This is a genomic window from Aurantimonas sp. A3-2-R12 (assembly GCF_036016755.1).
GTDB classification, from domain to species: domain Bacteria; phylum Pseudomonadota; class Alphaproteobacteria; order Rhizobiales; family Rhizobiaceae; genus Aurantimonas; species Aurantimonas coralicida_A.
Map to the genome: position 1 here is coordinate 23504 of NZ_JAYXIH010000028.1, position 26930 is coordinate 50433.

At 66.0% G+C, this 26930-nt stretch carries 25 protein-coding genes; 7 read left to right on the forward strand and 18 right to left on the reverse strand.

Annotated features, from left to right (window positions below):
• Positions 1-20: 20 nt before the first annotated feature.
• Positions 21-1028, reverse strand: coding sequence for a tripartite tricarboxylate transporter substrate-binding protein (locus VSX60_RS14820; protein WP_327625009.1), 1008 nt, complete (start codon positions 1026-1028; stop codon positions 21-23).
• A gap of 126 nt (positions 1029-1154) precedes the next feature.
• Here VSX60_RS14820 and VSX60_RS14825 point away from each other — a divergent pair, with 126 nt between their 5' ends.
• The gene (locus tag VSX60_RS14825; protein WP_327625010.1) at positions 1155-1898 is read left to right on the forward strand and encodes a FadR/GntR family transcriptional regulator; all 744 of its coding nucleotides are present in this window, start codon (positions 1155-1157) and stop codon (positions 1896-1898) included.
• Positions 1899-1963: 65 nt separating this feature from the next.
• Here VSX60_RS14825 and VSX60_RS14830 read toward each other — a convergent pair whose 3' ends face one another.
• The 8 genes from VSX60_RS14830 to VSX60_RS14865 all read right to left on the reverse strand — a co-directional run bounded on the left by VSX60_RS14830 (position 1964) and on the right by VSX60_RS14865 (position 11144).
• Complete coding sequence (locus VSX60_RS14830; protein ID WP_327625047.1) at positions 1964-3145, reverse strand: pyridoxal phosphate-dependent aminotransferase; 1182 nt, start codon at positions 3143-3145, stop codon at positions 1964-1966.
• 148 nt (positions 3146-3293) lie between these two features.
• A complete protein-coding gene (locus VSX60_RS14835; RefSeq protein WP_327625011.1) occupies positions 3294-4439 on the reverse strand; it encodes an iron-containing alcohol dehydrogenase in 1146 nt (381 codons plus the stop codon).
• A gap of 3 nt (positions 4440-4442) precedes the next feature.
• On the reverse strand, positions 4443-5825 hold the full coding sequence (locus tag VSX60_RS14840; RefSeq protein WP_327625012.1) for an aldehyde dehydrogenase family protein: 1383 nt from the start codon (positions 5823-5825) through the stop codon (positions 4443-4445).
• A gap of 9 nt (positions 5826-5834) precedes the next feature.
• Positions 5835-7205, reverse strand: coding sequence for a glutamine synthetase family protein (locus VSX60_RS14845; RefSeq protein WP_327625013.1), 1371 nt, complete (start codon positions 7203-7205; stop codon positions 5835-5837).
• Between the two features lie 84 nt (positions 7206-7289).
• Positions 7290-8342 (reverse strand): TRAP transporter substrate-binding protein, encoded by a 1053-nt coding sequence (locus VSX60_RS14850; RefSeq protein WP_327625014.1) that lies wholly within the window; start codon positions 8340-8342, stop codon positions 7290-7292.
• A gap of 80 nt (positions 8343-8422) precedes the next feature.
• Positions 8423-9754 carry a TRAP transporter large permease gene (locus VSX60_RS14855; protein WP_327625015.1) on the reverse strand — a complete coding sequence of 444 codons (1332 nt, stop codon included), beginning with the start codon at positions 9752-9754 and terminating at the stop codon, positions 8423-8425.
• The gene (locus VSX60_RS14860; RefSeq protein ID WP_327625016.1) at positions 9751-10341 is read right to left on the reverse strand and encodes a TRAP transporter small permease subunit; all 591 of its coding nucleotides are present in this window, start codon (positions 10339-10341) and stop codon (positions 9751-9753) included. The genes VSX60_RS14855 and VSX60_RS14860 overlap by 4 nt, the downstream gene beginning before the upstream one ends.
• Complete coding sequence (locus tag VSX60_RS14865) at positions 10338-11144, reverse strand: N-formylglutamate amidohydrolase (protein ID WP_327625017.1); 807 nt, start codon at positions 11142-11144, stop codon at positions 10338-10340. Before VSX60_RS14865 ends, VSX60_RS14860 begins: the two co-directional genes overlap by 4 nt.
• 134 nt (positions 11145-11278) lie before the next feature.
• Here VSX60_RS14865 and VSX60_RS14870 point away from each other — a divergent pair, with 134 nt between their 5' ends.
• A complete protein-coding gene (locus tag VSX60_RS14870; RefSeq protein ID WP_327625018.1) occupies positions 11279-12154 on the forward strand; it encodes a MurR/RpiR family transcriptional regulator in 876 nt (291 codons plus the stop codon).
• Positions 12155-12206: 52 nt separating this feature from the next.
• On the opposite strand, the gene VSX60_RS14875 is transcribed toward VSX60_RS14870, so the two are convergent.
• From VSX60_RS14875 to VSX60_RS14915, 9 genes are all read right to left on the reverse strand, one after another.
• Positions 12207-13031: an XdhC family protein gene (locus tag VSX60_RS14875; protein ID WP_327625019.1), complete on the reverse strand. Its 825-nt coding sequence runs from the start codon at positions 13029-13031 to the stop codon at positions 12207-12209.
• A 13-nt stretch (positions 13032-13044) separates the two neighbouring features.
• Positions 13045-14256 carry a vWA domain-containing protein gene (locus VSX60_RS14880; protein WP_327625020.1) on the reverse strand — a complete coding sequence of 404 codons (1212 nt, stop codon included), beginning with the start codon at positions 14254-14256 and terminating at the stop codon, positions 13045-13047.
• Positions 14253-15137, reverse strand: coding sequence for an AAA family ATPase (locus tag VSX60_RS14885; RefSeq protein WP_327625021.1), 885 nt, complete (start codon positions 15135-15137; stop codon positions 14253-14255). Before VSX60_RS14885 ends, VSX60_RS14880 begins: the two co-directional genes overlap by 4 nt.
• Positions 15138-15224: 87 nt before the next feature.
• Positions 15225-17645, reverse strand: coding sequence for an aerobic carbon-monoxide dehydrogenase large subunit (locus VSX60_RS14890; protein WP_327625023.1), 2421 nt, complete (start codon positions 17643-17645; stop codon positions 15225-15227).
• Positions 17642-18142, reverse strand: coding sequence for a (2Fe-2S)-binding protein (locus VSX60_RS14895; RefSeq protein WP_327625025.1), 501 nt, complete (start codon positions 18140-18142; stop codon positions 17642-17644). The genes VSX60_RS14890 and VSX60_RS14895 overlap by 4 nt, the downstream gene beginning before the upstream one ends.
• Before the next feature lie 10 nt (positions 18143-18152).
• A complete protein-coding gene (locus VSX60_RS14900; RefSeq protein WP_327625026.1) occupies positions 18153-19016 on the reverse strand; it encodes an FAD binding domain-containing protein in 864 nt (287 codons plus the stop codon).
• Positions 19017-19170: 154 nt separating this feature from the next.
• Positions 19171-20370, reverse strand: coding sequence for an MHYT domain-containing protein (locus tag VSX60_RS14905; RefSeq protein ID WP_327625048.1), 1200 nt, complete (start codon positions 20368-20370; stop codon positions 19171-19173).
• A 219-nt stretch (positions 20371-20589) separates the two neighbouring features.
• Positions 20590-20847, reverse strand: a complete 258-nt coding sequence (locus VSX60_RS14910) for a DUF6552 family protein (RefSeq protein WP_327625027.1) — start codon at positions 20845-20847, stop codon at positions 20590-20592.
• Complete coding sequence (locus VSX60_RS14915) at positions 20837-21538, reverse strand: SDR family oxidoreductase (RefSeq protein ID WP_327625028.1); 702 nt, start codon at positions 21536-21538, stop codon at positions 20837-20839. Before VSX60_RS14915 ends, VSX60_RS14910 begins: the two co-directional genes overlap by 11 nt.
• 117 nt (positions 21539-21655) lie before the next feature.
• Between VSX60_RS14915 and VSX60_RS14920 the strand changes: the two genes are divergently transcribed.
• The 5 genes from VSX60_RS14920 to VSX60_RS14940 all read left to right on the forward strand — a co-directional run bounded on the left by VSX60_RS14920 (position 21656) and on the right by VSX60_RS14940 (position 26893).
• Positions 21656-22546 (forward strand): LysR substrate-binding domain-containing protein, encoded by an 891-nt coding sequence (locus VSX60_RS14920; RefSeq protein ID WP_327625030.1) that lies wholly within the window; start codon positions 21656-21658, stop codon positions 22544-22546.
• A gap of 338 nt (positions 22547-22884) precedes the next feature.
• The gene (locus VSX60_RS14925) at positions 22885-24003 is read left to right on the forward strand and encodes an ABC transporter substrate-binding protein (RefSeq protein WP_327625031.1); all 1119 of its coding nucleotides are present in this window, start codon (positions 22885-22887) and stop codon (positions 24001-24003) included.
• 72 nt (positions 24004-24075) lie between these two features.
• A complete protein-coding gene (locus VSX60_RS14930; protein WP_327625033.1) occupies positions 24076-24993 on the forward strand; it encodes an ABC transporter permease in 918 nt (305 codons plus the stop codon).
• Positions 24990-25814 (forward strand): ABC transporter permease, encoded by an 825-nt coding sequence (locus VSX60_RS14935; RefSeq protein ID WP_327625034.1) that lies wholly within the window; start codon positions 24990-24992, stop codon positions 25812-25814. The genes VSX60_RS14930 and VSX60_RS14935 overlap by 4 nt, the downstream gene beginning before the upstream one ends.
• The gene (locus VSX60_RS14940) at positions 25811-26893 is read left to right on the forward strand and encodes an ABC transporter ATP-binding protein (protein ID WP_327625035.1); all 1083 of its coding nucleotides are present in this window, start codon (positions 25811-25813) and stop codon (positions 26891-26893) included. Before VSX60_RS14935 ends, VSX60_RS14940 begins: the two co-directional genes overlap by 4 nt.
• The last annotated feature ends 37 nt before the right edge of the window (positions 26894-26930 follow it).

The window sequence follows — 26930 nt, forward strand, 5'->3', positions numbered from 1 at the left end:
TCTTCTTGCCCGAGGTGGGATTACTTGCCCGTCAAAAGATCGCGGTAGCGCTCCGCCAGTTCGCGGGTGGCCGCGGCCTCCGCCATCGCCGTTTCCTGGTCACCCGGCGTGATGAACTCGGGCGGGACGCCGGCCGCCTTCACCGCCTCGACATAGGCAGGATCCGCCATGGTCTGGTCGATGGTGGACTTCAGCAACTCGACCCGCTCGGGATATTGCTCGAGCGCCGCGGCGTGGACCGCCCAGGCGCGCGAACTGAACAGTTCCGGCAACTCGGTTCCAAGCGCCCCGTTCACGGTCGGGGCGTTTCCGGACGCCTCGGGAACGGTGTTCTTATTGGCGAAGATGCCGAGAATGCGGGCCTGATCGCCGAGCGCGATCGGGTTGGCCAGCGGCAAGGCCGAGGCGTCGACCTCGCCGGTGATCGCCGCCATCGCCGTCGGATTGCCGCCGCCGAACGGGATCAGGTTGAACTGGGCGCCGGTCGCCTCGCCGAGCGCCAGCATGCCGATCGAGGCCGGATGGGGCAGACGGCTGACCGAAATGCTCACTGGCCGCTTCTTGCCTTCCTCGACAAGCTGCTCGAGCGATTCAAACGGCGAATCCGCGCCTACCCAGACCGCCATTGGTTCGGTGCTGGTACGCCGGATGTAGACCAGATCCTTGCCGATATCGATGCCGACATTCTGCAGCGTCAGCATGATGACCTCGGGACCGAGGTTCGAGAACAGCAAATTGTAGGCGTTCGGCTCTTTCTGCATGAAGAATTCATAGCCGACCTGCCCCGCGGCGCCGGGGTAGTAGCCGAATTCGAAGTTGGTTTTCAGATATGTGTTCCAGACCTGGACGAAAGCGCGGGAATCGCGATCAGCGCCGCCACCTTCTCCGGTCGGGATGGTGATTTCCATGTTGCCGGCGGGATAATCCTGGGCGAAGGCCGAGCGGCCGAGACCGAGCGACAGCGCCGCGGCACCGGCCGCCGTGCCGGCAAGAAACTTGCGGCGAGACGGATGTGTGGTGAATTTCATCGTGTAACCTCCCTGGTAAACGCGGTAAGCCGCATCGTTCTCGTTTCTATCCGAGGCCTTATTGGTTGACCTTTACGGCATTCTGGTATATTCTTGGTTTGGTATTGTCAACCAATGAAAGACGCAATGCAAGGTTTCGATTCCAAGCGAGGCTCCGCCGATCTGGCGCTGGACGAACTCCGGCGGCTTTTGCGCGACGACGGCCTGGCTCCCGGCGTCAGGCTGCCGACGGAGCGCGCGCTCGCCGATCGGCTGGGGATCAATCGGGCGACCTTGCGCAAGGCCTTGGCGCGCCTTGAGATGGAGGGAGCGATCGTCCGACATGTCGGACGCGGCACCTTCGTCAGCGCGCCGCCCGAGGCTTCGAAGGCACCCGCCGAAAACGCCTCGCCGATCGAGCTCATGGAGGCCCGTCTGGTTCTGGAGCCCGCCATCGCGCGCGAAGCGGCCTTGCGGGCGCGCAAGGAGGATCTGGAACGGCTGGAGCTGTGCCTCGTTCGCTCTGAATCCGCCGACGGATTCGAGGCCTTCGAGGAATGGGACATCGCCTTTCACCGGGCCTTGGCCGACGCGACCCAGAACGCGGTCTTCACGATGGTGATGGAGATGATGCGGACCATGCGCAGCACGGCGGAATGGGACAGGCTGAAGCGGGCGTCGTTCAACCCGGACCTGCGGGACCGCTATCGCATCGAGCACCGGGCCATTCTTCGCGCCCTTGAGGCGCGCGATCAGGCCGCCGCCGCCATGGCGACGGTCCAGCATATGCAGACCGTCTACGCCGCGATTTCCGGCAAGCAATGGCCTCCCATCGATCAACCCGCGATATCGCGACGCCGCATACGGGAAGACATGGCCGACCGCGTCTAAAACGGGATGAAGAAAGGTGCGGACCGGCTTTCCGCTCGCATTTCGCGCGAACTGAGGGGAAGCGATCAGGACCTGGCGTTAGAACGAAGAAATCCATCGACCCGCGCCAGCGCCTTGCGGATGTTGTCCTCGGAATTGGCGTAGGACAGCCGCACATAGCCCTCGCCGAGAATACCGAAATCGGGGCCGCCGATCAGCGCGACTCCGGTCTCCTCGAGCAGCGCGGACGCCAGCTTCTTGGCCTTCCAGCCGGTCCCGGCAATGTTCGGGAAGGCATAGAACGCGCCCTTCGGCGTCGCGCAGGTCACGCCCGGCAGGGCGTTCAGCCCGTCGACGACGACCCGGCGGCGGCGGTCGAACGCGGCCATCATCGCCGCGACATCGTCCTGCGGCCCGTCGATCGCCGCGATCCCGGCGAACTGGCTCGGCGCGTTGACGCAAGACCAGCAATTGACCGCGAGCTTGCGGATCTTGTCGTAGAGCTGGTCGGGCCAGATCGACCAGCCCATGCGCCAGCCAGTCATCGCCCAGGTCTTCGACCATCCGTTCAGCACGATCAGCCGATCGCGCAGTTCGGGAAAGGTCAGCAGCGAGCAATGTTCCTCGCCGTCATAGGTCATGACATCGTAGATCTCGTCCGACAGGATCGCCACGTCCGGATGATCGGCGAGCCCCTTCACCAGTTTCTCGATCTCGGCCCGCGGCGTGACGCCGCCGGTCGGATTGGCGGGGGAATTCAGGATCAGGAGCCGCGTCCGGGGGGTGATCAGCGACAGGGTTTCGTCGGCCGAGAAGGCAAAGCCATTCTTCTCGCGCACCGGGACCGGCACCGGCGTCGCGCCGGTATATTCGATCATCGAACGATAGATCGGAAATCCCGGATCGGGATAAAGAATCTCGGCGCCCGCCTCGCCGAACATGACGATCGCGGCATACATGGTCGGCTTGCCGCCCGGCAGGATCACGATGCTCTCCGGCGACACCTCGACGCCGGTCGTCGTCAGCGTTCGCCGCGCCACCGCCTCGCGTGTCGCCAGCAGCCCGGTTGCCGGCGTATAGCCGTGGTGGCCGTCGCGCAGCGCCTTGATTGCCGCTTCGACGATATGGTCCGGGGTGCGAAAATCCGGCTGGCCGATGCCGAGATTGATGATGTCCTTGCCCGTGGCGCTGAGCGCGGTGGCGCGCGCGAGCACGGCGAAGGCGTTCTCTTCGCCAATGCGATCGAAGCCTGAAATCGTGTGGAGCATCATCGTCTCTCGGAAAGCGTGGGCACAAGACCGCGGCTCTCGACGCGCATCCACGCGCCGGGATTTCGCGGCCACTGCCTAAGCCATGCCGGCGTCGAAGTCGAGTTGCGTCGCTTGGGTGCGGCGGGGCCCGATGCCACGCATCGCCTCACAGACAGGCGCGGATCAGGTCGCGGGTGTTCTCGGCCGTCATCGCGACCGGATTGCCGCCGGTGCTGGGATCGCGCAGCGCCATCTCGGTCAGGCGATCGATGTCGGGATCGACGACGCCCAACGCCGTCAAGTTGGCGGGGATGCCAAGCTCACCGGTGAGTTCGCCGACGAAGGCGTCGAACCCCTCGAAGCCGCCGGCGATGCCGAGATAGGCCGCCGCCCGTTCGATCCGCGCTTCGATCGCCTCGCGGTTGAAGGCAAGCACCGGCCGCATGACGACGGCGTTGGTGGTGCCGTGATGGGTGTGATGGAGGGCGCCGATCGGATGCGAGATCGCATGGATGGCGCCGAGACCCTTCTGGAAGGCGGTCGCGCCCATCGCGGCAGCGCTCATCATCTGGGCGCGGGCCTCGATGTCGGAGCCGTCGCGAAAGGCGCGCGGCAGATACTCCTTGACCAGCCGCAGACCCTCCAGGGCGATCCCCTGGCTCATCGGATGGAAATGCGGCGAGCAATAGGCCTCCAGGCAATGGGCGAAGGCATCCATGCCGGTGCCGGCGGTGATCGCCGGCGGCATCCCGATGGTGAGCTCGGGATCGCAGATGACGACCTGGGGCATCAGCTTCGGATGGAAGATGATCTTCTTGGTCTCGGTCGCCGCGTCAGTCAGGACTCCCGCGCGGCCGACCTCCGATCCAGTTCCCGCGGTCGTCGGCACCGCGACGATCGGGGCGATCGCGTCGGCATTCGCCCGCGTCCACCAGTCGCCGATGTCCTCCAGGTCCCAGACCGGGATCGACTGCCCGGCCATCAGCGCGACGAGCTTGCCGAGATCGAGACCCGAGCCGCCGCCGAAGGCGATGACACCGTCATGGCCGCCGTCGCGATAGGCCTTCACCCCGGCGTCGAGATTTGCGCCGTTCGGGTTCGGATCGACATCGGCGAACATCGCCCGTCCCAGCCCCGCCTCCTGCATCAGGTCGAGCGCGCGGGCGGTGACCGGCAGCTTGGCCAGGCCCCTGTCGGTGATCAGCAGCGGGCGCGCGATGCCGGCGGCCGCGCAGGCGTCGGCGAGTTCCGCGATGCGTCCGGCGCCGAAACGGATGGCGGTGGGATACGACCAATTGCCCCAGAGCTTCATGGGTCAGGCTTTCTTCAGATGATAGGATTTCGGGCGGGTCACGCTGCGATAGCCGAGCGTCGACAGCGCCGCGCCACGGCCGGTGTCCTTGCAGCCGGTCCAGCAGAGCGCCGGGTCGAGATAGTCGCAGCGGTTCATGTAGATCGTCCCGGTCTCGATCTGACGGCCGATCCGCTCCGCCGCGTCAGCGTCCCGCGTCCACAGCGAGGCGGTCAGTCCGAAGGGCGAATCGTTCATCAAAGAGATCGCCTCCGCGTCCGACGATACCCGCATGATGCCGACGACGGGGCCGAAGCTCTCGTCGCGCATGACGCGCATGGAATGGTCGACATCGATCAGGATCTGCGGGGCGAGATAGGCGGTGTCGCCCGTGTCGGCCGGAAACAGCGCCGGATCGATCAGCGCCCTGGCGCCGGCATCGATCGCTTCCTTCACCTGGGCCCGGACCTCGCGTGCGAAGCGGATGTTGGCCATCGGCCCGAGCGTTGTTTCCGGGTCGAGCGGATCGCCGAGACGATAGGCTTCCACGATCTTGACCGCCTTCTCGACGAAGGCGTCGAAGAGCGCGTCCGCGACGTAGATCCGCTCGATCCCGCAGCAGCATTGGCCGGAGTTGAACATCGCGCCGTCGATCAGCGTCTCCACCGCCGCGTCGAGATCGGCGTCTTCGCGGACATAGCCCGGATCCTTGCCGCCGAGTTCCAGCCCGACGCCGGTGAAAGTGCCCGCCGCGGCGCGCTCGATCGCCCGTCCGCCGCCGACCGACCCGGTGAAATTGACGAAGTCGAAGGCGCGAGCGCGAAGAAGCTCGGCGGTCGTCTCATGGGTGACGTGGATCGCCTGGAACAGCCCGTCCGGCAGGCCGGCGGCGCAGAACGCGGCGGCGAAGCGTTCGCCGGCGAGGATCGTCTGCGTCGAATGCTTCAGCACCACCGCGTTGCCGGCGGCCAGCGCCGGCACGATCGTGTTGACCGCGGTCAGATACGGGTAGTTCCAAGGCGCGACGACCAGTACGAGGCCGAGGGGTTCATAGGCGATGAAGCGGCGAAAGGCGTCGGAATCCTCGATCACCGTCGGCTCCAGCGCGTCCTTCGCCAGCGCGGTCATGTGGAAGGCACGCTCCTTCACGCCGCCGATCTCGCCGCCGTAGCGCACCGGCCGGCCCATCATCCGGGCGAGTTCGGGAACGATCTCGTCGTTCATCGCCTCCAGCGCCGCAATCGCCCGGTCGACGATCGCGACACGCTCGGCAAGCGGTCGAACCGCCCAATCCTTCTGCGCCGCCCGCGCGGCCGCAAGGCGTGGCGCCAGCGCCGCCGCGTCCTCGGTGTCCCGACGGACCAAGACGCTGCCGTCGATCGGAGAGATACAGGTCAATTCGCTCATCACAACCTCTCAGGAGCGCTCGAAGCCGCGCCGGACTTCCCAGTCGGTCACATGGGAATCATATTCGCGCTGCTCCCACCGGGCGGCATGCACATAATGGGCGACGACGTCGTCGCCCAGGGCCTGTCTCAGCATCGCGGATTGGTCGAAAGCCTCGGTGGCGGCGCGAAGCGTCGACGGGACGTGCCGCATCCCCTCCCGCGCGCCGTAGGCATCACCCTCGAAGGCCGGCTCCAGCGCCAGCTTTTCCTCGATCCCGGCGATGCCGGCGGCGATCTGGCCGGCGAAAGCGAGATAGGGATTGAGATCCGAGCCGCCGACCCGGCACTCGACCCTGACGCCCTTGGTACCAGCGCCGCACAGGCGATAGCCGGCGGTGCGGTTGTCGAGGCTCCACACGGCCATGGTCGGCGCGAAGGTGCCGGCGACGAAGCGCTTGTAGGAATTGACGTTCGGCGCGAGCAGCAGCGTGACGTCGTCGGCGTATTTCAGCAGCCCGGCCAGATAGTGCCGCATCAGTTCCGACATGCCGTGCTCGGCCTCGGCGTCATAAAAGGCGGGCTCGCCGCCCAAGGTCTGCAGGGACTGGTGGACATGGCTGGACGAGCCGGCGGAGCTGTCGTTCCACTTCGCCATGAAGGTCGCCGCGCGGCCCTTGGCCCAGGCGATCTCCTTGACGCCGTTCTTGACGATGACGTGATTGTCGGCGGCGGTCAGCGCGTGATCGTATTTGACGTTGATCTCTTCCTGGCCCGCCGAGGCCTCGCCCTTCGAGCATTCGACCGGGATGCCGGCGCCGTAGAGCCCGTTGCGGACGGCGCGCATCACCTCCTCTTCCTTGGTCGTCTGGAGGATGTGATAGTCCTCGTTATAGGCGCTGACGAGGGAAAGATCGCGGTAGCCGGCCCGCTCGGCGGCCGCGAAACTGTCCTCGAACAGGAAGAATTCGAGCTCCGAGGCCATTGTCGGCCGCAGCCCGATCGCCTCCAGCCGCGCGATCTGGCGCTTCAGGACGGCACGGGGCGAATGGGCGACCGGCCCGTCGGCGTCATGATCCTCCACGTCGCAGAGGACCAGCGCCGTTGCTTCCAGCCAGGGCACCCGGCGCAGCGTCGACAGGTCCGGCCGCATGACGTAGTCGCCATATCCCGCCGCCCAGCTCGTTGCCTCGTATCCCTCCACCGTGTTCATCTCCATGTCGGTGGCGAGGAGATAGTTGCAGCCATGGGTCTCTTCCCAGGCGCTCTCGACGAAGAACGCGGCGTGGAAACGCTTGCCCATCAGCCGCCCCTGCATGTCCACCTGGACCACCAGGACGGTGTCGATCTCGCCGCTCTGAACGGCCTGTTTCAGTTCGTCGAAGGTCAGTTTGCCGGGCATCGGTGAGACACGTCGCAGCTGGAGTGAGGGAGCCGCGGCGCCGATCGTGGCGCCGCGGCTGGGTGAGGTTCGATCAGCTCAATTCTAGCTGTAGCGGTAAGGCTTGCCGGCTTTCGCCATCACGTCGTTGTACTCGCGGAAGATCTTCACCACACGCGCCGTGCGCTCGCTGGTCGCGGCGATCTCGTCCCAGAACTTGAACGCCTCGGCTTCCACCGTCGCCCATTCCTCTTCCGGGATGGTGGTCAGCTTCAGTTTGTCGCCGTTGACACGCAGCTTGGCTTCGCCGCCCCAATACCATTGCTGGCGGAAGTAGTGGGAGGAATCCATCGCCAGCTTCAACAGCATCTTCAGGTGCTCCGGCAGCTCATCATACTTCTCCTGGTTGGCGAAGAACGAGCCGCACCAGGCGCCGGAGATGTTGTTGGTGAGGAAGTATTCGGTCACGTCGGCCCAGCCGACGGTGTAGTCCTCGGTGATACCGGACCAGGCGATGCCGTCGAGTTCGCCGGTCTGCAGCGCCACCTCGACGTCTTCCCAGGGCAGCGTCACCGGCACGATGCCGAAGCGGGTAAGGAAGCGGCCGGCCGTCGGGAAGGTGAAGATCCGCTTGCCCTTCAGATCCGCGAGGCTGTTGATCGGCTCCTTGGTGGCGAAGTTGCAGGGATCCCAGGAGCCGGCGGAGAGCCATTTGACGCCCTCGACCTCGCCATAGGCCTCTTCCCAGATCTCTTTCAGCCCGTATTGCTCGAACAGCACCGGCACGTCGAGGCTGTAGCGGGTGCCGAAGGGAAAATAGCCGCCGAACACCGAGATATCGACCGGCGCGGCGATCGAATCGTCGTCCGACTGGACCATGTCGATGGTGCCGCGCTGCATGGCGCGGAACAGTTCGCCCGTCGGCACGAGCTGATCGGCGAAGAACAGCTCGATCTCCATCTGGCCATTGGCCGCCTTGTTGAAGTCGTCGACCATGCCCTTGACGACGAATTCGGCGAGCGCAGGGCCGGCATAGGTCTGCAACCGCCAGCGGATCGGCGCGCTTTGGGCATGAACGGCCGGGGCGGCGAGGGTCGAGGCACCGGCCGCCGCCGTGACAACGCCCGCCTTCTTGAGGAAATCGCGTCTGTTCGTCATGTCGTCGCTTCCTTCTGTTGCGGCCCGGTCAGGCCGGTTGCACGGGCTTTGCCGCCCGCTTGTTTTGCCGACCAGCTTGGTCAGCGACCATTGGAATAGGCGTATTCCGGCAGCCACAGCGCGATCTGCGGAAAGGCGGTGACGATGCCGAGGCCGACGATCATGATGCCGACGAACGGCCAGACCGAGCGGTAGATGTCGGACAGCGTGATTTCGGGCGGCGCCATCGCCCGCATCAGGAAGAGATTGTAGCCGAAGGGCGGCGTCATATAGGCGATCTGGCAGGTGATCGTGTAGAGGACGCCGTACCAGACGAGGTCGAAACCGAGGGCGCCGACAAGCGGAATGTAGAGCGGCGCGACGATGACCAGCATGGCCGTGTCGTCGAGGAACATGCCAAGCAGAATGTAGGAGATCTGCATCATGATGAGGATCTGCCAGGGCCCAAGCCCCAGATCCTCGGTGAAGAAGCTGTCCAGCGCTCGAGACGCGCCGACACCGTCGAAGATGCTGCCGAAGGCGAGCGCCGCCATGATGATCCAGAAGAACATGCAGGAGATGAGGAGCGTCTTTCGCACCGTCTCGTGCAGCACATGGAGGGTCAACCGACGCTTGACCAGGGCCGCGATCATCGCCGCCACCGCGCCGACGGCGGAGCTTTCCACCAGGCTGGTGACGCCCATGACGAAAAGGCCGGTCATGGCGAAGAAGATGAACAGCGGCAGGATGCCGGCCTTGAGCAGACCGATCTTTTCCGCGCGGGTGATGCCCTCCCGCTCTTCCAGCGGCAGGGCGGGACCCAGCTCCGGGTTCACCCGGCAGCGGAGGTAGATATAGACGACGAACATCGCCGCGATCATCAGCCCCGGAAACACGCCGGCGAGCCAGAGCTGGCCGACCGGCTGGCGCGCGATCATGCCGTAAAGGACGAGGACGACGCTCGGCGGCACCAGGATGCCCAGGGACGATCCCGCCTGGATCACCCCCGTCACCATGACCTTGTCGTAGCCGCGCCGCAACAGTTCGGGCAGCGCGATCGTCGCGCCGATCGCCATGCCGGCGACGGAGAGCCCGTTCATGGCCGAGATCATCACCATCAGCCCGATCGTCCCGATGGCGAGGCCGCCGGCCGTGCCGCCCATCCAGACGTGGAACATGTGGTAGAGATCGTCGGCGATGCCGCTCTCCGACAGCATGTAGCCCATGAAGATGAACAGCGGCAGCGTGAGCAGCGGATACCATTTCATCAGCTTCATCACGGCCGAGAAACCCATCTCCGAGCCGCCGTCGCCATAGAGAAACAGCGCGGTCACGACCGCGACGCCGCCGATGACGCCGAAGACGCGCTGGCCGGTCAGCAGCATCACCATCATGCTGGCGAACATGAGGATGGCGATCATCTCGTAGCTCACGAGGATGCCCCCCGCTCGGCTTCGTCCGGTTCCCGGTCGCGCGGGTGGTCGACCTCGTCTTCCCGCGGCAGCCGCTCGACCCCGGGCAGCACGATTCCCCGTGCCTCGGCGACGTTGCGGATCAGCATGGCGATGGCTTGAAGCAGCATCAGCACGATGCCGCAGACCATGACGATCTTGATCGGCGCCATGTAGGGCCGCCAGGACGAATAGCTCCGCTCGCCATATTCCAGCGCATAGGCCGTGGATGAGAGGCCCCCGTAGAGGAGGATGCCGAGGTAGAAGATCAGGAGAAGGATCGTGACCGCGTCGGTCGCCGCCTGTGCGCGTGGGCTCCAGCGCCCGTAAGCCAGGTCCATGCGGACATGGGCGCCCATCTTGAGCGAGTATCCACCGCCGACCAGGAAATAGGCCACCATCGCGAACTGGGCCATCTCCAGCGTCCACAGCGATGGCAGGAAGAAGGTCTTGGTGATCGTCGAATAAAACAGGATGCCGATCATCCCGAAGATCGAATACATCGTGACGAGACCCACCCAACCGTTCACGCGGTCGATGAACCGGACATAGGCGGCCAGCCGCTTCATGCCGCTGCCCCTTTCGACGCGCCGGCCGAGAGCGAGGCTTGGGCGCGCGATACCCAGGCTGCCAGGCTGCTGGCAATCTCGACCACGTCCCCGGGCGTGGCGATCAGGTCGTTGCGGATCTCGATCATCGCATTGGCCATCCCATGCGGAACCGCGTGGGTCGCCAGCGTATGCATGACCCCGTCAGCCGGACCGTATGGCTCGTTGCGGCGCATGTCGAGCGAGCCATCGGCCGCCTCCAGGATGGCATCGGCGAGGCGCTGGTCGCTGTCGTGCAGGATGCCGATTTCCACGGACCGGCGCTCTCCGGCATAGACCGGGGTGAAGGAATGGATCGTCAAAAGGACGGGGTTGGCATGGGTGGCGCGATGCCGCGCGACGGCCTTTGCCAATGCGCTCTCGAACGGCCGATAGAAGCGTTCGACCCGGTCGGAGCGCGCCGCCGCGATCAGCCCAGTATTGCCGGGAATCTCGTGGACTTCACTGCGCGCGGGAATCGAATCCTCGGCCTCCGGCGGCCGGTTGCAGTCATAGACGAGCCGCGACACCTTTTGCGCGACGAGCGGTGCGTCGAACGTCTCCGACAGATGCCGTGCCACCGCCAATGCTCCCGGGTCCCAGGCGGCGTGGCTGGCTTTGGTCGCCGCACCGATGCCGAGATCGCCGAACTCGGCGGGAATCGCGTTCGAGGCATGTTCGCAGACCAGAAGAATGGTGCCGGCCCCGTCCGGATTGATCACCTCGACCGTTTGAGCGCGCGAGCCGGCGGACGGCTCCTTCGGTGTTGCACTCCCTTCGGACAAGGCGTTACCTCTCGACTGGCTCTGAAACGATCATTACAGAGTTACCTACCATGTCAAGCGCGCCCGGCCGCGAAATTCGGCGGCGGGCTGGCGCCATGTTACGAGGCCGGCGCGGATGAACGGGGAGCTTTTCTATGACGACGAGCGATGACCGGACGGTCGCGGAGCTGATCCGCGCCGCGTTTCCCGATCTGACCCGCGCCGAGCGGCAGCTGGCCGACGCCATCCTCGAGGACTATCCGATTTCGGGGCTCGGCAGCATCACCGCCCTATCGGAAAGCTCCGGCGTTTCGACGCCGACGGTGCTGCGCATGGCGCGCAAGCTCGGCTTCGACGGCTTCACGCATTTTCAGGCGAGCCTGCGCGGCGAACTGAAGATGATGATTTCCGATCCCGTCGCCAGGCGCGAGCACTGGACCGACGAGCTGCCGCACGCCCATATCCTCAACCGCTTCGCCGAGGCGGTATCCGACAATCTGCGCAAGACACTGCAGCGGATGAACGTCGAAACCTTCGACGCCGCGACGGCCCTTCTGGCGGACCCCGATCGCGCGGTGTTCGTCGTCGGCGGCCGTGTCACCCGTTCGCTGGCCGACTATTTCTTCAGCCTGCTCCAGGTCATCCGCGACGGCGCGCATCTGTTGCCGCCCAACGCCAATATCTGGCCGCACAGCGTGTTGAGCATGAAGGAGGGCGACGTTCTCCTGATCTTCGACATCAGGCGCTATGAGCGCGAACTCCTGAGTCTCGCCAAGATGGCCCGCGCGCGCGGCGTGACCATCGTGTTGATGACCGACCAGTGGGGATCGCCGATCACCACCCACGCGGCGCACGGCTTTCATGCCCGGATCGAGGTACCGTCGGCCTGGGATTCGACCGTCGTCCTGACCTACATGGTGGAGGCCCTGCTGGCCGGCATCCAGGCGATCCACTGGGACACCGCGCGGCGGCGGATGAACGAGCTCGAAGGCCTGCTCGACGAAACCGCGATGTTCAAGAAGTTCACATGAGGGGCGAATAGATCAGGCCGCCGGCTCTGCGGCCACGCCGCCCTGCCGGCCCCTATCCCCCGCCCTCGCGTTGGCCACGGCGGCGGGCCTGAACGATCTCGGCGAGGATCGACAGGGCGATCTCCTCCGGCGTGATTGCGCCCAGATCGAGACCCGCCGGCGCCTTGACCCGAGCGAGCGCCGCCGGGTCGGCGCCTTCGGCGGCCAGCGTCTGGCGCAGCGCCGCCATCTTGCGCCGACTGCCGACGAAGGCGTGGGTGTCGGCCGCGATCCCCAGCGCGGCTGTCAGCGCCGCCTTGTCGCCCCGACCTTGCGTCGAGACGACGACGAAGCGCCGCGCCTCTTGCAGGCCATCGACCGCAAAGCAGTCTGCCACGCGGTCGGCGTCCGGCGCGCCCGGCCGATCCTCCACCGGGGCCGCGAGGGTGACGTGGAAGCCGAGCGGCCGCGCCTGGCTCGCCAGCGCCATCGCGACGGGACTGGCGCCAAGGATCACCAGCGAGGGCTGCGGCAGCACGGGCTCGATGAAGATGTCCATGGTGCCCTCGCTCGGGCACATGTTCTTGGCGAAGCGCACGCCCTCGCGGCTTTCGCCGGGGCTGACGCCGAGTTCGGCGAGTAGGTTTTCGGGCTGCACCGAGACCAGCCGCGCCACCCCGTCGGCGAGCGCCTCGCGCGCCGCCTTCAGCACCGCGCCACGGGCGCAGCCGCCGCCGATCCAGCCAGCCGCGATGGTGCCGTCCGCACGGATCACCGCCTTGGCGCCGGCCTTGGCCGCGGTCACCGAAACGGTCCGCACGACGGTCGCCAGAACGAAGGCTTCCTCGGCCGCCTTCAGCCGGGATATCAGGTCGATCACGTTGACATGGGCGGTCATCGCAAGGGGTCCGTCACAGTTTCGCCAGATAGGGTTCGAGGTCGGCAAGGCTCTGCAGCGTGTGCGCCGGGGCATAGAGGTCGACATGGGGCAGCGCCGCCTTGATGCCGGCGGCCTCCGGCGCGTAGCCCTTCCAGCCGATCATCGGGTTCAGCCAGACGATCCGGCGGCAGCGCCGGGAAAGCCGCGCCATCTCCCGGCCAAGCAGCGCCGCGTCGCCGGTCTCGTAGCCGTCGGAAACGATCATGACGCAGGTCCGCGAATGGATCACCCGCGCCGCGTGCCAGCGGTTGAAGGTCTGAAGGCTCTCGCCGATCCGCGTGCCACCGCCGGCGCCTTGCGCCATCATCGACAGCCGGTCGAGCGCGCGGACGGGGTTCCTCTCCTTCATCGCGTCGGAGACATGGGCGAGCCTTGTATGGAACAGGAAGGCGTCGGCCTCGCGAAACTCGTCCAAAACGCCGTGGATGAAGCGAAGAAAGACGCCGGTGTAGAGGCTCATCGAGCCCGACGCGTCGAGCAGCATGACCAGCCGCAGCGGCTTCTCCTTGCGGCGGCGCTTCACCAGGGTGATCGGCACCCCGCCATGGCTGATATTGCGGTGGATGGTGCGGCGAAGGTCGAGCCGGTAGCCGCGGCGGCGGGCAAGATCGCGGCGGGTGAGGCGCGTGCGCATGGTCCGCGCCAGGCGCGCGGCGATGTCGTGGGCCGCCGCGATCTGCGCCGGATCGGCGATCTTGCGAAAATCGGTTTCGGCGAGATTGTCAGCCCGTGACGCGCCTTCCATGCGGCCGACGCCGTCGCGGTCCTCGCCGGGCTCGTCGCCGGCAGGCATCTGGTCCGGCGCCGTGTCGCCGCCTGAATGGGCGGCGTCGTTGCGCAGATTCTTGAGCGATGGGCTGTTGGCGGCCCGGGTCGATCCGGAGATCGCCGAGCGCGAGCGCACCCGCTTGCCGAGCCAGAAGGCGTCGAACAGGCCGTCGAAGACCTCCCAGTCGGCCTTGCGCGCGGCGAACAGATGTTTGAAGGCCGCCCGCAGTAGGCCGGGCCGGTCGCCATAGCCGGACGCCAGCAGCATCGCCGCGTCCTGGCCCTCGCTGAGGCCGACGGCAAAGGCATTGTCGCGCAAGGTGCGCAGGAACGCCGCGAGCTTGTCGGCGACAAGCGCCGACAACGCCTCGGGCTCCCCCGGCACCAGGGCCGGCGCGGGGCCGGCGGCGCTCACGCCACCTTCCCCAGCAGGCGCTCCGTCACTTCCCGCGACAGCCGCGCCTTGTCCTCTTGGGTCTTCAACAGGCACATCAGCGTTTCATGCACCGTCTCCGGCCGGTCGGCGAGATCGCGCACGTCGAGGCCGACCAGCGCCGCCGCCCAGTCCAGCGTCTCGGCGACACCGGGAACCTTGCGCAGATCCTCCTTGCGGATGCTTTCGACCATCCGCGCGATCTGCAGCGCCAGCGAGGCGCCGGCGCCCTCAACCCGCGCCATGATGATGCGGGCCTCGCGATCGACGTCGGGGTAGTCGACATAGTGATAGAGGCAGCGCCGGCGCAGCGCGTCCGACAGCTCGCGCGTGCCGTTCGAGGTCAGCACGACATGCGGAATCGAGACGGCGGTGATGGTGCCGAGCTCGGGGATCGACACCTGGAAGTCCGACAGCAGCTCGAGCAGAAACGCCTCGAACTCCTCGTCGGCGCGGTCGACCTCGTCGATCAACAGGATCGGCGGCTTTTCCCGGCGGATCGCGGCGAGAAGCGGGCGCTCCAGGAGGTATTTTTCCGAGAAGATCTGGTCCTCGATCTCGCCCGCCTTGCCGCCTGCTTCAACCTGGTGCGCCTGGATCGCCAGCAATTGCCGCTGGTAGTTCCATTCGTAGAGCGCCGCCGACTGGTCGAGGCCCTCGTAGCATTGCAGCCGGATCAGCTCGGCCGAATGCACGGCCGCCAGCGCCTTGGCGACCTCGGTCTTGCCGACGCCGGCCTCGCCTTCGAGAAGCAGCGGGCGCTTCAGAAGGTCCATCAGCGAGATCGCCACCGCCAGTTCGCCGTCGGCGATGTAGCCCGCCCCAGCGAGGCGCTCGGCGATCTGGTCGCGGGACAGACTCATGGCCGGTGCTCCGGTCTCCCCCGCGGCGCCGGCCGCGCGCCGATCGTGACGCGCGACGCCGCCATGCTTTGCCCTCTCACGACAGGCTCAACCGAGCGCGCCGAGGTCTTTCGCCGCCTTCCAGTTGCGCCAGAAATCATGCGGCATCTGGATATGCGTCGAGCCCAGAAACGAAAAGGCGTCGTTGACGGCGTTGGAGAAGGCCGGCACGCCGCCGACATTCGGGCTTTCGCCCACACCCTTGGCGCCGATCGGGTGATGCGGCGAGGGCGTGACCGTGAAATCGGTCTCCCAATGCGGGGTCTCGACGGCGGTCGGCATGAAGAAATCCATGAACGAGCCGGTGATGACGTTGCCCGTTTCGTCGTAACGGATTTCCTGACCCATCGCGATGGCGAAGGCTTCGGTCAGACCGCCATGGACCTGCCCCTCGATGATCATCGGATTGATCCGCGTGCCGCAATCGTCCAGCGCATAGAAGCGGCGGATCTTGTAGACGCCGGTGTCGACGTCGATCTCCATCACGCAGATATAGGCGCCGAAGGGATAGGTCATGTTGGGCGGATCGTAATAGCTGACCGCCTCCAGCCCCGGCTCCATGCCCGGCGGCACCGAATTATAGGCCGCCCAGCAGATGTCCTTCATCGACATGGTCTTTTCCGGCAGCCCCTTCACCCGGAAACCATCGATGTCCCATTCCAGATCGCCTTCATGGACCTCGAGCTTGTAGGCCGCGATCATCTGCGCCTTGGCCTTGATCTTGCGCGCCGCCATGGCGATCGCCGCGCCGGCCACCGGGGTCGAGCGCGAGCCGTAGGTGCCGAGACCGTAGGGCGCGGTGTCGGTGTTGCCCTCCTCGACCATGATGTCGTCGGCGGGAATGCCGATTTCCGTCGCGATGATCTGGGCCCAGGTGGTCTCGTGGCCCTGGCCCTGGCTCTTGGAGCCGACGCGGGCGATGCCGGCGCCGGTCGGGTGCATCCGGATCTCGCAGCTGTCGAACATGGCGATGCCGAGGATGTCGCAGTTCTTCGACGGGCCGGCGCCGACGATCTCGGTGAAGAAGGAAACGCCGAGGCCCATGATCTCGCGCGTCTCGCCGCGCTTGAAGGCCTCGCGCTTTTCCGCCTGCTCCTTGCGCAGGCCGGCGTAGTCGACCGCCTCCATCATCTTCTTCATGGCGGTGTGGTAGTCGCCGGAATCATATTCCCAGCCGAGCGCCGAATGATAGGGAAACTGCTCCGGCTTGATGAAGTTCTTCAACCGCAGTTCGGCCGGGTCCATGCCGAGCTTCTGGGCGAGAATGTCCATCCCGCGCTCGATGCAATAGGCGGCCTCCGTCACCCGGAACGAGCAGCGATAGGCGACGCCCCCTGGGGCCTTGTTGGTGTAGATGCCGTCGACCGCCACATGCGCCGTCGGGAAATCATAGGACCCGGTGACGATGTTGAAGAAGCCGGCCGGCCATTTGGACGGGTCGGCGCAGGCGTCGAAGGCGCCGTGATCGGCGAGGACATGGACGCGAAGCCCGGTGACCTTGCCCTCCTTGGTCGCGGCGATCTCCGTGGTCATGTGGTAGTCGCGGGCAAACGACGTCGTGGTCAGGTTCTCGATGCGATCCTCGACCCATTTCACCGGCTTGCCGGTGACGATGGTGGCGACCGCGGCGCAGATATAGCCCGGATAGGCGCCGACCTTGTTACCGAAGCCGCCGCCGATATCCGGCGCGATCACATGGATCTTGTGTTCGGGAATCTTGGCGATCAGCGCCACCACCGTGCGGATGACGTGCGGCGCCTGGAAGGTGCCCCAGATCGACAGCTCGCCGGTGATCTTGTCGAAAGAGCAGACGCACTGGCAGGTCTCCAGCGGCGAGGGATGGGTGCGGTGATAGGAGAGCATCTCCTTGATCGTCACGTCGGCGTTGGCAAAGGCGGCGTCGGTCAGCTCCCGGTCGCCGACAGTCCACTCGAAGACGTGGTTGTGATGCTTGCGCGGCCCGTGCGCGCCCTCGGTCTTGCCGGCCAGATCCTCGCGCAGCACCGGGGCGTCCGGCGCCATCGCCGTGAATGGATCGATGACGACGTCGAGTTGCTCGTATTCGACCTCGACGGCGTTGATGCCGTCGTCGGCCGCATAGCGGTCGATGGCGACGACGAAGGCCACTTCCTGGTTCTGGTAGAGCACCTTGCCGTCGGCCAGCACCATCTGCACGTCGCCGGCGAGTGTCGGCATCCAGGCGAGATTGACGCCCTTGAGATCCTCGGCGGTCAGCACGGCCAACACGCCCGGCACCTTCAGCGCCGCCTCCGTGTTGATCGAGAGCACCCGCGCATGCGGATAGGGCGAGCGCACGAAATCGCCGTGCAGCATGCCCGGCAGCTTCAGGTCGTCAACATAATTGCCCCTGCCCTGGGTGAAGCGCACATCCTCGACGCGCTTGCGCTTGCAGCCCATGCCTTCGAGCTTGGCTTCGCGTTGTTCCCGCGTGGGTGCCATGTCGTTCATTGCGCGGCCTCCTGAAATTCGGTGCCGTTGATCTTGGCGCTCGCGTACTGGATTGCCTTGACGATGTTCTGGTAGCCAGTGCAGCGGCAAAGATTGCCGGCGATGCCGAAGCGGATTTCCTCCTCGCTCGGCGTCGGGTTCTCCTGCAGCAGACGTTGGGCGCGCAGGATCATGCCCGGCGTACAGAACCCGCATTGCAGACCGTGCATCTGCCTAAAGCCCTCCTGCAAGGCCGACAGCGTACCGTCGGCATTGGCCACGCCCTCGATCGTGGTGATCGCGGCGCCTTCCGCCTGGACCGCGAACATAGTGCAGCTCTTCACCGACATGCCGTCGATATCGATGGTGCAGGCGCCGCAATGGGTGGTCTCGCAACCGATATGCGTGCCGGTGAGCTGTAAATTCTCGCGGATGAAATGGACGAGCAGCATGCGCGGCTCGACGAGGCCTTCGACCGCTTCGCCGTTCACCGTCATCGTGATGTGAGTCTTCGCCATGGTTTCCCCCTCAGCCGGCGCGGCCGGCGGCGCGGGTCAGCGCGCGCGCGACCATGATGCCGCCGACATGTTTGCGGTATTCGACCGGACCGCGCGTATCGGCGGCGGGCGACATGATCGCCTCGGCGGCGGCGGCAGCCTTTTTCAGCGTCGCGTCATCGAGGTTGGTGCCGATGACGATCCCGGCCGCCTCGTCGGCGAGCAATGGCGTGTCCGACAAATTGGTCAGCCCGATCGCGCAACTCGCCACCGTGCCGCCGTCCATCGTCAGCATGACGGCGGCGGCCGCCGTCGCGTAGTCGCCGACCTTGCGTTTCAGCTTTTCATAGGCGTAGCCGTGGCCGTCCGCCGGCGCCGGAATGGCGATCGCCGTGACGATCTCCCCCGGCTCCAGCGCGGTCACATAGGCGCCCTGATAAAATTCCGCCGCCGCGACCTCGCGGGTGCCACTCGGCCCTTCGATCCGGTAGCGCGCGCCCAGCGTCATCATCAGCGCCGGCATGTCGTTGCCCGGATCGCCATTCGCCACATTGCCGCCGATCGTGCCGCGATAGCGCACCTGCGGGTCGGCGATCAAAAGCGCCGTCTCGCGAAGGATTGGCAGCGATGCGGCGATGGTGTCGTTGGCGAGCAGTTCGTGCTGGGTCGTCATCGCGCCGATCACCACCGTGTCGCCCTCGCGGCGAATGCCCTTCAAGGCGCCGATGCCGTGCAGGTCGACGAGGTGCTCGGGCGCGGCGAGCCGCAGCTTCATCATGGGGATCAGGCTGTGGCCGCCGGCAAGAAGGTTCGCGTCCTCGCCCAGTGAGGCCATCAGCTTGACCGCTTCGGCAACGGTCGCTGGCCGGTGATAGTCGAACTGACCCGTTATCATCGTTCCCCCCTTGTCCTTTTTCGCGATAGGCGCGGACATTTGGGGCGAGGCTGTTCCGCGGTTCGCGCGTCGGCAAGACGGCCGGCCTCAACGTGTCACGAACGCCCGGATTGCGCACGAAATGCCGTTTTCGGCGCATGAACTGCGTCAGCGTTTATGACCTATTTCCGGCCTGCTGCGGCCTGGCATCGTGTCGGGCGAGGCCGAGACGCGTCTTCAGTTCCGCGATCCGGGCTCGGCTAACCGGAACCTGGTGCGGCGTCAGCCCGTCGAGTTCGACGATGCCGCCATCTCCCGCCCGGCGCACCGAGGTCACGTGCGGGATCGCGACGATGTGGCTGCGATGTACCCGCAGGAACTGGGCCGGGTCGAGCCGCGCCTCGGTCGTGGAGATCGACCACGGGCACATCCGCTCGCGGGTGCCGTCATGCACCAGCGTATAATGCGCGTCGGCCTTCACGCCGCGCACCTCCGCCACGTCGATGAAATGCGTGCCGTCGGGCCCTTCGACCGGCAGCCGCGTCACCGGCGGCAACAACGGCCGCGTGTCGGCCGGCGGATGTGCGGCGCCCGCGCCGAGGGCGTCGGCGACAAACGCCGCGTCGCCGATGCCCGCCGGGGCAAAGGCATGGACAGCGCGCTGGCGCGGTTCGGGAACCAGCAGCAGCAGGAAGCCCGCGGCGATGACGAAACAGAGCAGCGCGACGATCAGCGCCAGAACTTCGGCCGAGGCGACCAGTCCGACGGGGCTCGCGCCGTCCAGGGAATCGAGCGGCTGCAATCGCATCCCGTACATCGCCGTATAGTGCATGCCGGAGACGGCGAGGCCGAAGGCGACGGCACTCAGCGCCAGCCGCCGGCCATCATGCCGGGCGATCAGGATCCGCAAGCCGCCATAGGCCGCGCCGACCGCGATGAGCGCCGCGAGGCCGACCATGACGGGGTCGTGCTCGATGGTGAAATCGCCCGCCAGTCCGTGAATCCCGACATAGTGCATCGAGACGATACCGGCGCCGAGCAACAGCGCCGAGGCGATGACCCGCCCTTCGGACGGCTCACCGACGCTGACGAAGAACAGCGAAACGCCGACGACCAGCGCGCAGATCAGAAACGAGACGATCGTCGGCAGGACGAGATAGCCGGCGGCCTGCGGAAGCGGCGCGGCCAGCATGCCGATGAAATGCATGGTCCAGATGCCGACGGCAAGGAACACGGCCGCGCCAGCCAGCAGCAGCCGGCGGGTCAGCCCCGGCGCGCCACGAACCCGGGCCGCGAGGCTAAAGCCGGTGTAGCCGCCCAGAATCGCGACCGCCACCGAGAGGGCGACCAGATAGGGATTGTGCCCGTCGAACATCTTGATACCGGAGCGCGCCAAGCTCCTCCCGGCGCGCTTTCTCCTCGCGGGGAAGTCTATAATCGCCGGGGCGGCAATGACAACGTGCCGATGCCCCCGATGTCCAGACGCGCGGGAGCCGGCAATTGCGCATCGTCCCCGTCGCCGAACCTGATTCGGCGATCATGCTTTTGTCAGGTCGATGCGACGGAGCGACGATCAGCCGATTTCAGGCGACTTTCAGCTGCTCGCAAGCCCCACCAGCATCGCGCCGAGAGCGACGAGGTGGATCAGGATGAGTGCCCGATCGTTCCACAGCACACCGACCGCGAACCAGCCGATGAGCCCGACCACAAACAGATAGATGTTCCAAGGCGTCCACCCGAAGGCCGTCGCCGCATAGCCCATGATCTGGATGATCGACGCAACCCATTTGATCGTAAAGGCGATCTGGCCGTTGTTGCGCGGTGCCGGTTCCGCGACGGCGTCAGACAGCACGGGTCAGCCCGCCATCGACGCGAATGTTCTGGCCGGTCATGTAGGCGGCGTCCTCGGAGGCGAGATAGGCGATCAGCGACGAGACCTCGCCCGCTTTGCCGTAGCGGCCCATGGGAATGCGGGCGCGGCGGTCCTCGGTTTCGGGCAGGCTGTCGATAAAGCCGGGCAGAACATTGTTCATCCGCACATTGTCGGCGGCGTATTTGTCGGCAAACAGCTTGGTGAAGGCGGCAAGCCCCGCCCGGAACACGCCCGAGGTCGGAAACAGCGGGTCCGGCTCGAAAGTTGCGAAGGTCGAGATGTTGACGATCGAACCCCCGCCCTGGGCCACCATGATCGGCGCGACGAGACGGGTCGGCCGCACGACATTGAGCAGATAGACCTCCATGCCGGTGTGCCAGTCCTCGTCGCTGATCTCCAGCACCGGCCCCTTCGGCCCGTGTCCGGCCGAGTTGACCAGCACGTCGACGCGGCCCCAGCGGTCCATCGCCAGATCCACCAGCCGTTGCAGATCCGCGACCGACCGGTTCGAGCCGGTAACGCCGCCACCGCCGAGGTCGGCGGCGAGAGCCTCGCCTTTGCCCGAGGACGACAGGATCGCGACGGTGTAGCCGTCGGCGGCCAGGCGCTTCGCGGCGTCGGCGCCCATGCCGCTGCCGCCGGCTGTGATGAGGGCTACTTTCGAGGTCATGACCGTTCTCCGTTGTCTTTATCCGGCGCCAGAATGGACCTCCGGCGGGGGCTTGACCAATCATGTCTCGTCGCGCGAGACTGTAGAAAATCTACTGCCTGAACTGAGGCGCTCCCCGTGCGAACACCGAATTTGAACACGTTGCGGATGTTCGACGCCGCCGCGCGGCATCTGAACTTCCGGCTCGCGGCGGAGGAACTGAACCTGACGCAAGGAGCCGTGGCGCAACAGGTGCGCCGGCTCGAGGCCGATCTCGGGCAGGCGCTCTTCCACCGCAAGGCACGCGGCCTCGCGCTGACCGAGACGGGAGAAAGCTATCATCGCCCCATCTTCCGGGCGTTGGCGATCATCGATGACGCCACCGGGAAGCTGCGGCCCGAGACCGCCCGCATTACGCTGAGCGTCACGCCCTCCTTCGCGGCGAAATGGCTGGTGCCGCGACTGAGCCGCTTCGAAGAAGCCTACCCCGAGATCGATCTGCGGACCGTCGCCAGCGAACGGATCGCCGATTTCCAGCCCGACGGCGTCGACATCTCCATCCGTCACGGGCACCCCCCGTTCGAACGCGGCACGCACAGCACGCTTCTGGCTCCGCTCGATCTCTGCGCGGTCTGTAGCCCCGGATACGCGGAGTCAGCCGCGCCGATCGAGCGGTTCGAGGATTTTGCCGCGCATCGGCTGATCCAGGACAGCCATATTTTCTGGGAAACGCTGTTCGAGCAGAGCGGGACGACGGCCCGCCATCGCATCATGCAATTCAATCAGACATCGCTCGCCATGGACGCGGCGGCGAACGGACAGGGCATCGCGCTGGCGCCGCTCCTGCTTGTTGCGGAGGAGATCGCGCGGGGCCGACTCGTCATGCTGTGGCGGGACGAAAGCGAAGATCAAAGCGGCTACCACATCGTCCATCCGGCCGCGGCGAAACCGAACCCCGCCAGGGACGCCGTGGTCGAGTGGATCCGCTCCGAGGCCGGCGGAACCGACGATCTCAACCCATCGCGATAGCTTGGGCAGACGATCCGATGGCGGACCGCAAGCACTGGCGGGACAGCGCGATGGGTGTGCGGATAGCAGAGCCGAGAACGCCTAGCCGTGCCGAAACGACCGCCGGTTCGCTCACTCGGACCGCCATGCACCATTGCCGCGGCGCGGACCCCATTTTCAAATCGGATTGATGGCGAGGCGAGGACGTGCCTAATATCACCGGTCGAGCCTTTCTGAAGCCTGCCGTGCAGCGACATCGGACTGTCATCGACGGATGTTACCGCACCGGCGCTCCCATTGGGGAAGCGACTGGTTTTCGTCGACGCCCGTGTCGACGCTCTCTGAGAGGGTTACCCATGATGACGTCCCGAACATGCACCACCGCGCTCGCCACCGTCCTGTCGCTGTCGACCAGCCTGGCTCTCGCGCAGTCCGGCGACGCCGCGATGTCGATGGACGAGCTCGTGGCGGCCGCCAAGAAGGAAGGCCAGCTCACCACCATCGCGCTGCCGCACGACTGGTGCAATTACGGCGAGATGATCGAAGGCTTCAAGGCCAAATACGGCCTCGAGGTCAACGAGCTCAATCCCAATGCCGGCTCCGGTGACGAGATCGAGGCGATCAAGGCCAACAAGGGCAACACCGGCCCGCAGGCGCCCGACGTCATCGATGTCGGACTGTCGTTCGGGCCGTCCGCGATGGCCGAAGGCCTGCTGGCTCCCTACAAGGTCTCGACCTGGGACGAAATTCCGGACGACGCCAAGGATGCCGACGGCCATTGGTACGGCGACTACTACGGCGTCCTCGCCTTCCAGGTGAACAAGGACATCATCGACAATGTGCCCACCGACTGGGCCGATCTGATGAAGCCGGAATATGCCAACGCGGTCTCGCTGGCGGGTGATCCGCGCAGCTCGGCCCAGGCGATCCAGTCGGTCTACGCGGCCGGGCTCGTGGCCACGCCCGACGGCGGCGGCGAGGCGGTCGGCAAGGCCGGCCTCGACTTCTTCAAGAAGCTGAACGAAGCGGGCAATTTCGTCCCGGTCGTCGGCTCGACCGCGACGCTGGCGCAGGGGACGACTCCTGTGCTCATCCATTGGGATTACAACGCGCTCGCCTCGCGCGATACGCTGAAGGGCAATCCCGCGACGGAAGTCGTGGTGCCGAAGTCGGGCGTCGTCGCCGGCGTCTACGTCCAGGCGATCAGCGCCTTCGCGCCGCATCCGAACGCCGCCAAGCTGTGGATGGAATATCTCTACTCAGACGAAGGCCAGTTGACCTACCTGAAGGGCTATTGTCATCCGATCCGGTTCAACGCGATGTCGAAAGCCGGCAAGATCCCGCAGGAACTCCTCGACAAGCTGCCGCCGGCTGAGGCCTACGATACCGCGAAGTTCCCGAGCCTCGACGACCAGAACGCCGCCAAGGCGGCGATCACCGGCGAGTGGGACAGTGTCGTCGGCGCCACCGTCCAGTAGCACGCTCGATGTTCGGATCGCCGGCGACGCCGGCGGTCCGTCCGGTCGCGACACGGACGACAGCGGGGGATCATGGCGTCTATCGTCGATGCAGGGACGACCGGTTCGCGAACGGCGCCCGCCGCGGGACCGCCGCGCAGACGACCGCCGCGCTCGCTGGCCTGGCTCGGCATCGTTCCATTCTTCGCCTTCGCGCTGTTGTTCCTGATCGGGCCGACGGTCTATCTGGTCTTCGGCGCCTTTCAGACCCCGAGCGGCGCGCTGACCTTCGACAATATCATCGGCCTGTTCACCCCGCAGATCATGGCGGCCTATGCGATCTCGATCCAGGTCAGCCTGGCCTCGGCGGCGTTCGGCGCGCTGGTCGGCTTCTTCATCGCCTACGCGATCGTCCACGGCGGCCTTCCGGGCGGGATCCGGCCGACCGTAGTCACCTTCGCGGGCGTCGCCTCTAATTTCGCCGGCATCCCGCTCGCCTTCGCCTTCCTGGCGACGCTCGGCCGGCTCGGCCTGGTCACACTGTTCCTCAAGGATACGTTCGGTATCAACATCTACACGCTGGGCTTCAACCTGTTGTCGTTCTGGGGCCTGACCATCACCTATCTGTATTTTCAGATTCCGCTGATGGTGCTGATCATCACCCCGGCGCTCGACGGGTTGAAGAAGGAATGGAGCGAGGCCTCCGAGATACTCGGGGCATCGCGCTGGCAATATTGGCGGATGGTCGGGCTGCCCGTGCTGGCGCCCTCGATCCTCGGCTGCTTCCTGTTGCTCTTCGCCAATTCCTTCGGCGCGATCGCGACCGCCTATGCACTCACCGGATCCTCGCTCAACATCGTGCCGATCCTGCTCTACGCGCAGATCCGCGGCGATGTCCTCTACAACCCCAATCTCGGCTACGCGCTCGCCTTCGGCATGATCGTCATCACCGGCTGCTCCAATGTTCTCTATCTGTGGCTGCGCGCCCGTGCCGAGCGGTGGCGGCAATGACAAATTCGCGGATCGCCCCCTTCGCCATCGTCGCCGTCGGCGCGCTGTATTTCTTCCTGCCGCTGGTCGCCACGTTCGAATTCTCGCTGTCGATGCTGCGCGGAATCTGGAGTTTCGAGGCCTACCGTGTCGTTTTCGACGATCCGCGTTTTCGCGAGACCTTCGTCTTCTCCGTCGTGGCGGCGCTGGCGACGATCGTCCTCGGCGCGCTTCTCGTCGTGCCGACGGCCTACTGGGTGCGGCTGAAATTTCCCAGGCTGAGGCCTCTCGTGGAGTTCATCACGCTGCTGCCGCTGGTGATCCCGCCGATCGTTCTCGTCTTCGGCTATCTGCGGCTCTACAACTCGTCGTCCTTCCTGCCCTTCACCGGCAGCGCCCTCGGCACCAACATCCTGCTTGTCTTCGGCTATGTCATCCTGTCGCTGCCCTACATGTTCCGCGCGGTCGATACCGGCATGGCGGCGATCGACATCCGGACCCTGACCGAGGCCGCCGAAAGCCTCGGCGCCAAGCGCCCGACGATCCTGTTCAAGGTGATCCTGCCGAATGTCCGCGCGGCGGTCCTGTCCGGCGCGTTCCTGACCTTCGCGATCGTCATCGGCGAGTTCGTGCTGGCAAGCCTTCTCAACCGGCCCGCCTTTGGCCCCTATCTCGCGTTGATGGGAGCCAACCGCGCCTATGAGCCGGCGGCGCTCGCGGTGATCGCCTTCGCGGTCACCTGGGCGTGCATGGCCATGCTCCAGGTTGTCGGCAGCCAGGCTCCCGGCCGCTCCCGTTCGGGACGATCGCTGTTCAAATTGGGAAGGCGCGCCGCCCGATGAGCTTTCTCCAGATCTCGAACGTCTCGAAGCGCTTCGGAGCGACTACGGTGGTCCGCGATTTCGACCTTGGCGTCGAGCGCGGCGAGTTCGTCTCGTTTCTCGGACCGTCCGGTTGCGGCAAGACGACGATGCTGCGGATGATCGCCGGCTTCGAGACGCCATCGGCCGGCAACATCGTGATCGACGGCGAAGACGTGACCGACACCCGGCCCAACCGCCGGCGGATCGGCATGGTGTTCCAGGCCTATGCGCTGTTTCCGAACCTCTCGGTCGCCGACAACGTCGCCTTCGGCCTCAAGGTCGCCGGCCGCCCGAAATCCGAGATCGGCCCCCGTGTCGCGGAAATGCTGGCGCTGATCAAGCTGCCGCATCTGGCCGAGCGCTATCCCTACCAGCTCTCCGGCGGACAGCAGCAGCGCGTCGCGCTCGCACGTGCCCTGGCGCCGAGCCCGCGCGTCTTGCTGCTCGACGAGCCGCTTTCGGCGCTCGACGCGCAAATCCGCCTGTCGCTGCGCGAGGAAATCCGGGCGCTGCAGCGCGAGCTCGGTATCACCACGATTTTCGTCACGCACGATCAGGAAGAGGCCTTGTCGATCTCCGACCGGATCGTCGTGATGAGCGACGGCCGCATCGAACAATGCGGCGCGCCCTTCGAGATCTACAATCGGCCGACCAGCCGTTTCGTGGCGAGTTTCGTCGGCACGCTCAGCCTTCTCGACGGCGTCAGGGAAAGCGGTTCGACGGTCGCGGTCAACGGCACGTCGGTGACGCTGGCCGAACCGCCGCAAGGCGCGGCGGGAGCCCCAGTGACGCTGGCGCTGCGGCCCGAGGCAGTGAAGCTCGAACCCTCGCCCGAACGGATCAACCGGCTGAGCGCACGAGTGGAGGACACGCAATTTCTCGGCTCGGTGGTGCGGCTGAAACTGTCGGTCGCCGGCGGCATCATCCTCGCCGATACCTTCAACCGGCCGACCGCGCCGCCGCCGCTGCGCGGCGCGCTCGTCGACCTCTATTTTTCGCCGTCCGACGTGTTCGCGCTGAAGCCGGGCGCGGCGCCAGAACCCGCGACAACGGCCTGACCGCCGTCGCCGAGCCGGTTCGCCGTCGACCGCGCGC

What these genes read in the sequence shown, in the direction of transcription:
- VSX60_RS14940 (WP_327625035.1), top strand. Translation starts at nt 25,811, where the DNA reads ATGAGCTTTCTCCAGATCTCGAACGTCTCGAAGCGCTTCGGAGCGACT.
- VSX60_RS14860 (WP_327625016.1), bottom strand. Translation starts at nt 10,341, where the DNA reads ATGAAGCGGCTGGCCGCCTATGTCCGGTTCATCGACCGCGTGAACGGT.
- VSX60_RS14835 (WP_327625011.1), bottom strand. Translation starts at nt 4,439, where the DNA reads ATGAAGCTCTGGGGCAATTGGTCGTATCCCACCGCCATCCGTTTCGGC.
- VSX60_RS14890 (WP_327625023.1), bottom strand. Translation starts at nt 17,645, where the DNA reads ATGAACGACATGGCACCCACGCGGGAACAACGCGAAGCCAAGCTCGAA.
- VSX60_RS14885 (WP_327625021.1), bottom strand. Translation starts at nt 15,137, where the DNA reads ATGAGTCTGTCCCGCGACCAGATCGCCGAGCGCCTCGCTGGGGCGGGC.
- VSX60_RS14830 (WP_327625047.1), bottom strand. Translation starts at nt 3,145, where the DNA reads ATGCTCCACACGATTTCAGGCTTCGATCGCATTGGCGAAGAGAACGCC.
- VSX60_RS14840 (WP_327625012.1), bottom strand. Translation starts at nt 5,825, where the DNA reads ATGAGCGAATTGACCTGTATCTCTCCGATCGACGGCAGCGTCTTGGTC.
- VSX60_RS14935 (WP_327625034.1), top strand. Translation starts at nt 24,990, where the DNA reads ATGACAAATTCGCGGATCGCCCCCTTCGCCATCGTCGCCGTCGGCGCG.
- VSX60_RS14845 (WP_327625013.1), bottom strand. Translation starts at nt 7,205, where the DNA reads ATGCCCGGCAAACTGACCTTCGACGAACTGAAACAGGCCGTTCAGAGC.
- VSX60_RS14930 (WP_327625033.1), top strand. Translation starts at nt 24,076, where the DNA reads ATGGCGTCTATCGTCGATGCAGGGACGACCGGTTCGCGAACGGCGCCC.
- VSX60_RS14915 (WP_327625028.1), bottom strand. Translation starts at nt 21,538, where the DNA reads ATGACCTCGAAAGTAGCCCTCATCACAGCCGGCGGCAGCGGCATGGGC.
- VSX60_RS14925 (WP_327625031.1), top strand. Translation starts at nt 22,885, where the DNA reads ATGACGTCCCGAACATGCACCACCGCGCTCGCCACCGTCCTGTCGCTG.
- VSX60_RS14905 (WP_327625048.1), bottom strand. Translation starts at nt 20,370, where the DNA reads ATGTTCGACGGGCACAATCCCTATCTGGTCGCCCTCTCGGTGGCGGTC.
- VSX60_RS14900 (WP_327625026.1), bottom strand. Translation starts at nt 19,016, where the DNA reads ATGATAACGGGTCAGTTCGACTATCACCGGCCAGCGACCGTTGCCGAA.
- VSX60_RS14820 (WP_327625009.1), bottom strand. Translation starts at nt 1,028, where the DNA reads ATGAAATTCACCACACATCCGTCTCGCCGCAAGTTTCTTGCCGGCACG.
- VSX60_RS14895 (WP_327625025.1), bottom strand. Translation starts at nt 18,142, where the DNA reads ATGGCGAAGACTCACATCACGATGACGGTGAACGGCGAAGCGGTCGAA.
- VSX60_RS14870 (WP_327625018.1), top strand. Translation starts at nt 11,279, where the DNA reads ATGACGACGAGCGATGACCGGACGGTCGCGGAGCTGATCCGCGCCGCG.
- VSX60_RS14875 (WP_327625019.1), bottom strand. Translation starts at nt 13,031, where the DNA reads ATGACCGCCCATGTCAACGTGATCGACCTGATATCCCGGCTGAAGGCG.
- VSX60_RS14850 (WP_327625014.1), bottom strand. Translation starts at nt 8,342, where the DNA reads ATGACGAACAGACGCGATTTCCTCAAGAAGGCGGGCGTTGTCACGGCG.
- VSX60_RS14825 (WP_327625010.1), top strand. Translation starts at nt 1,155, where the DNA reads ATGCAAGGTTTCGATTCCAAGCGAGGCTCCGCCGATCTGGCGCTGGAC.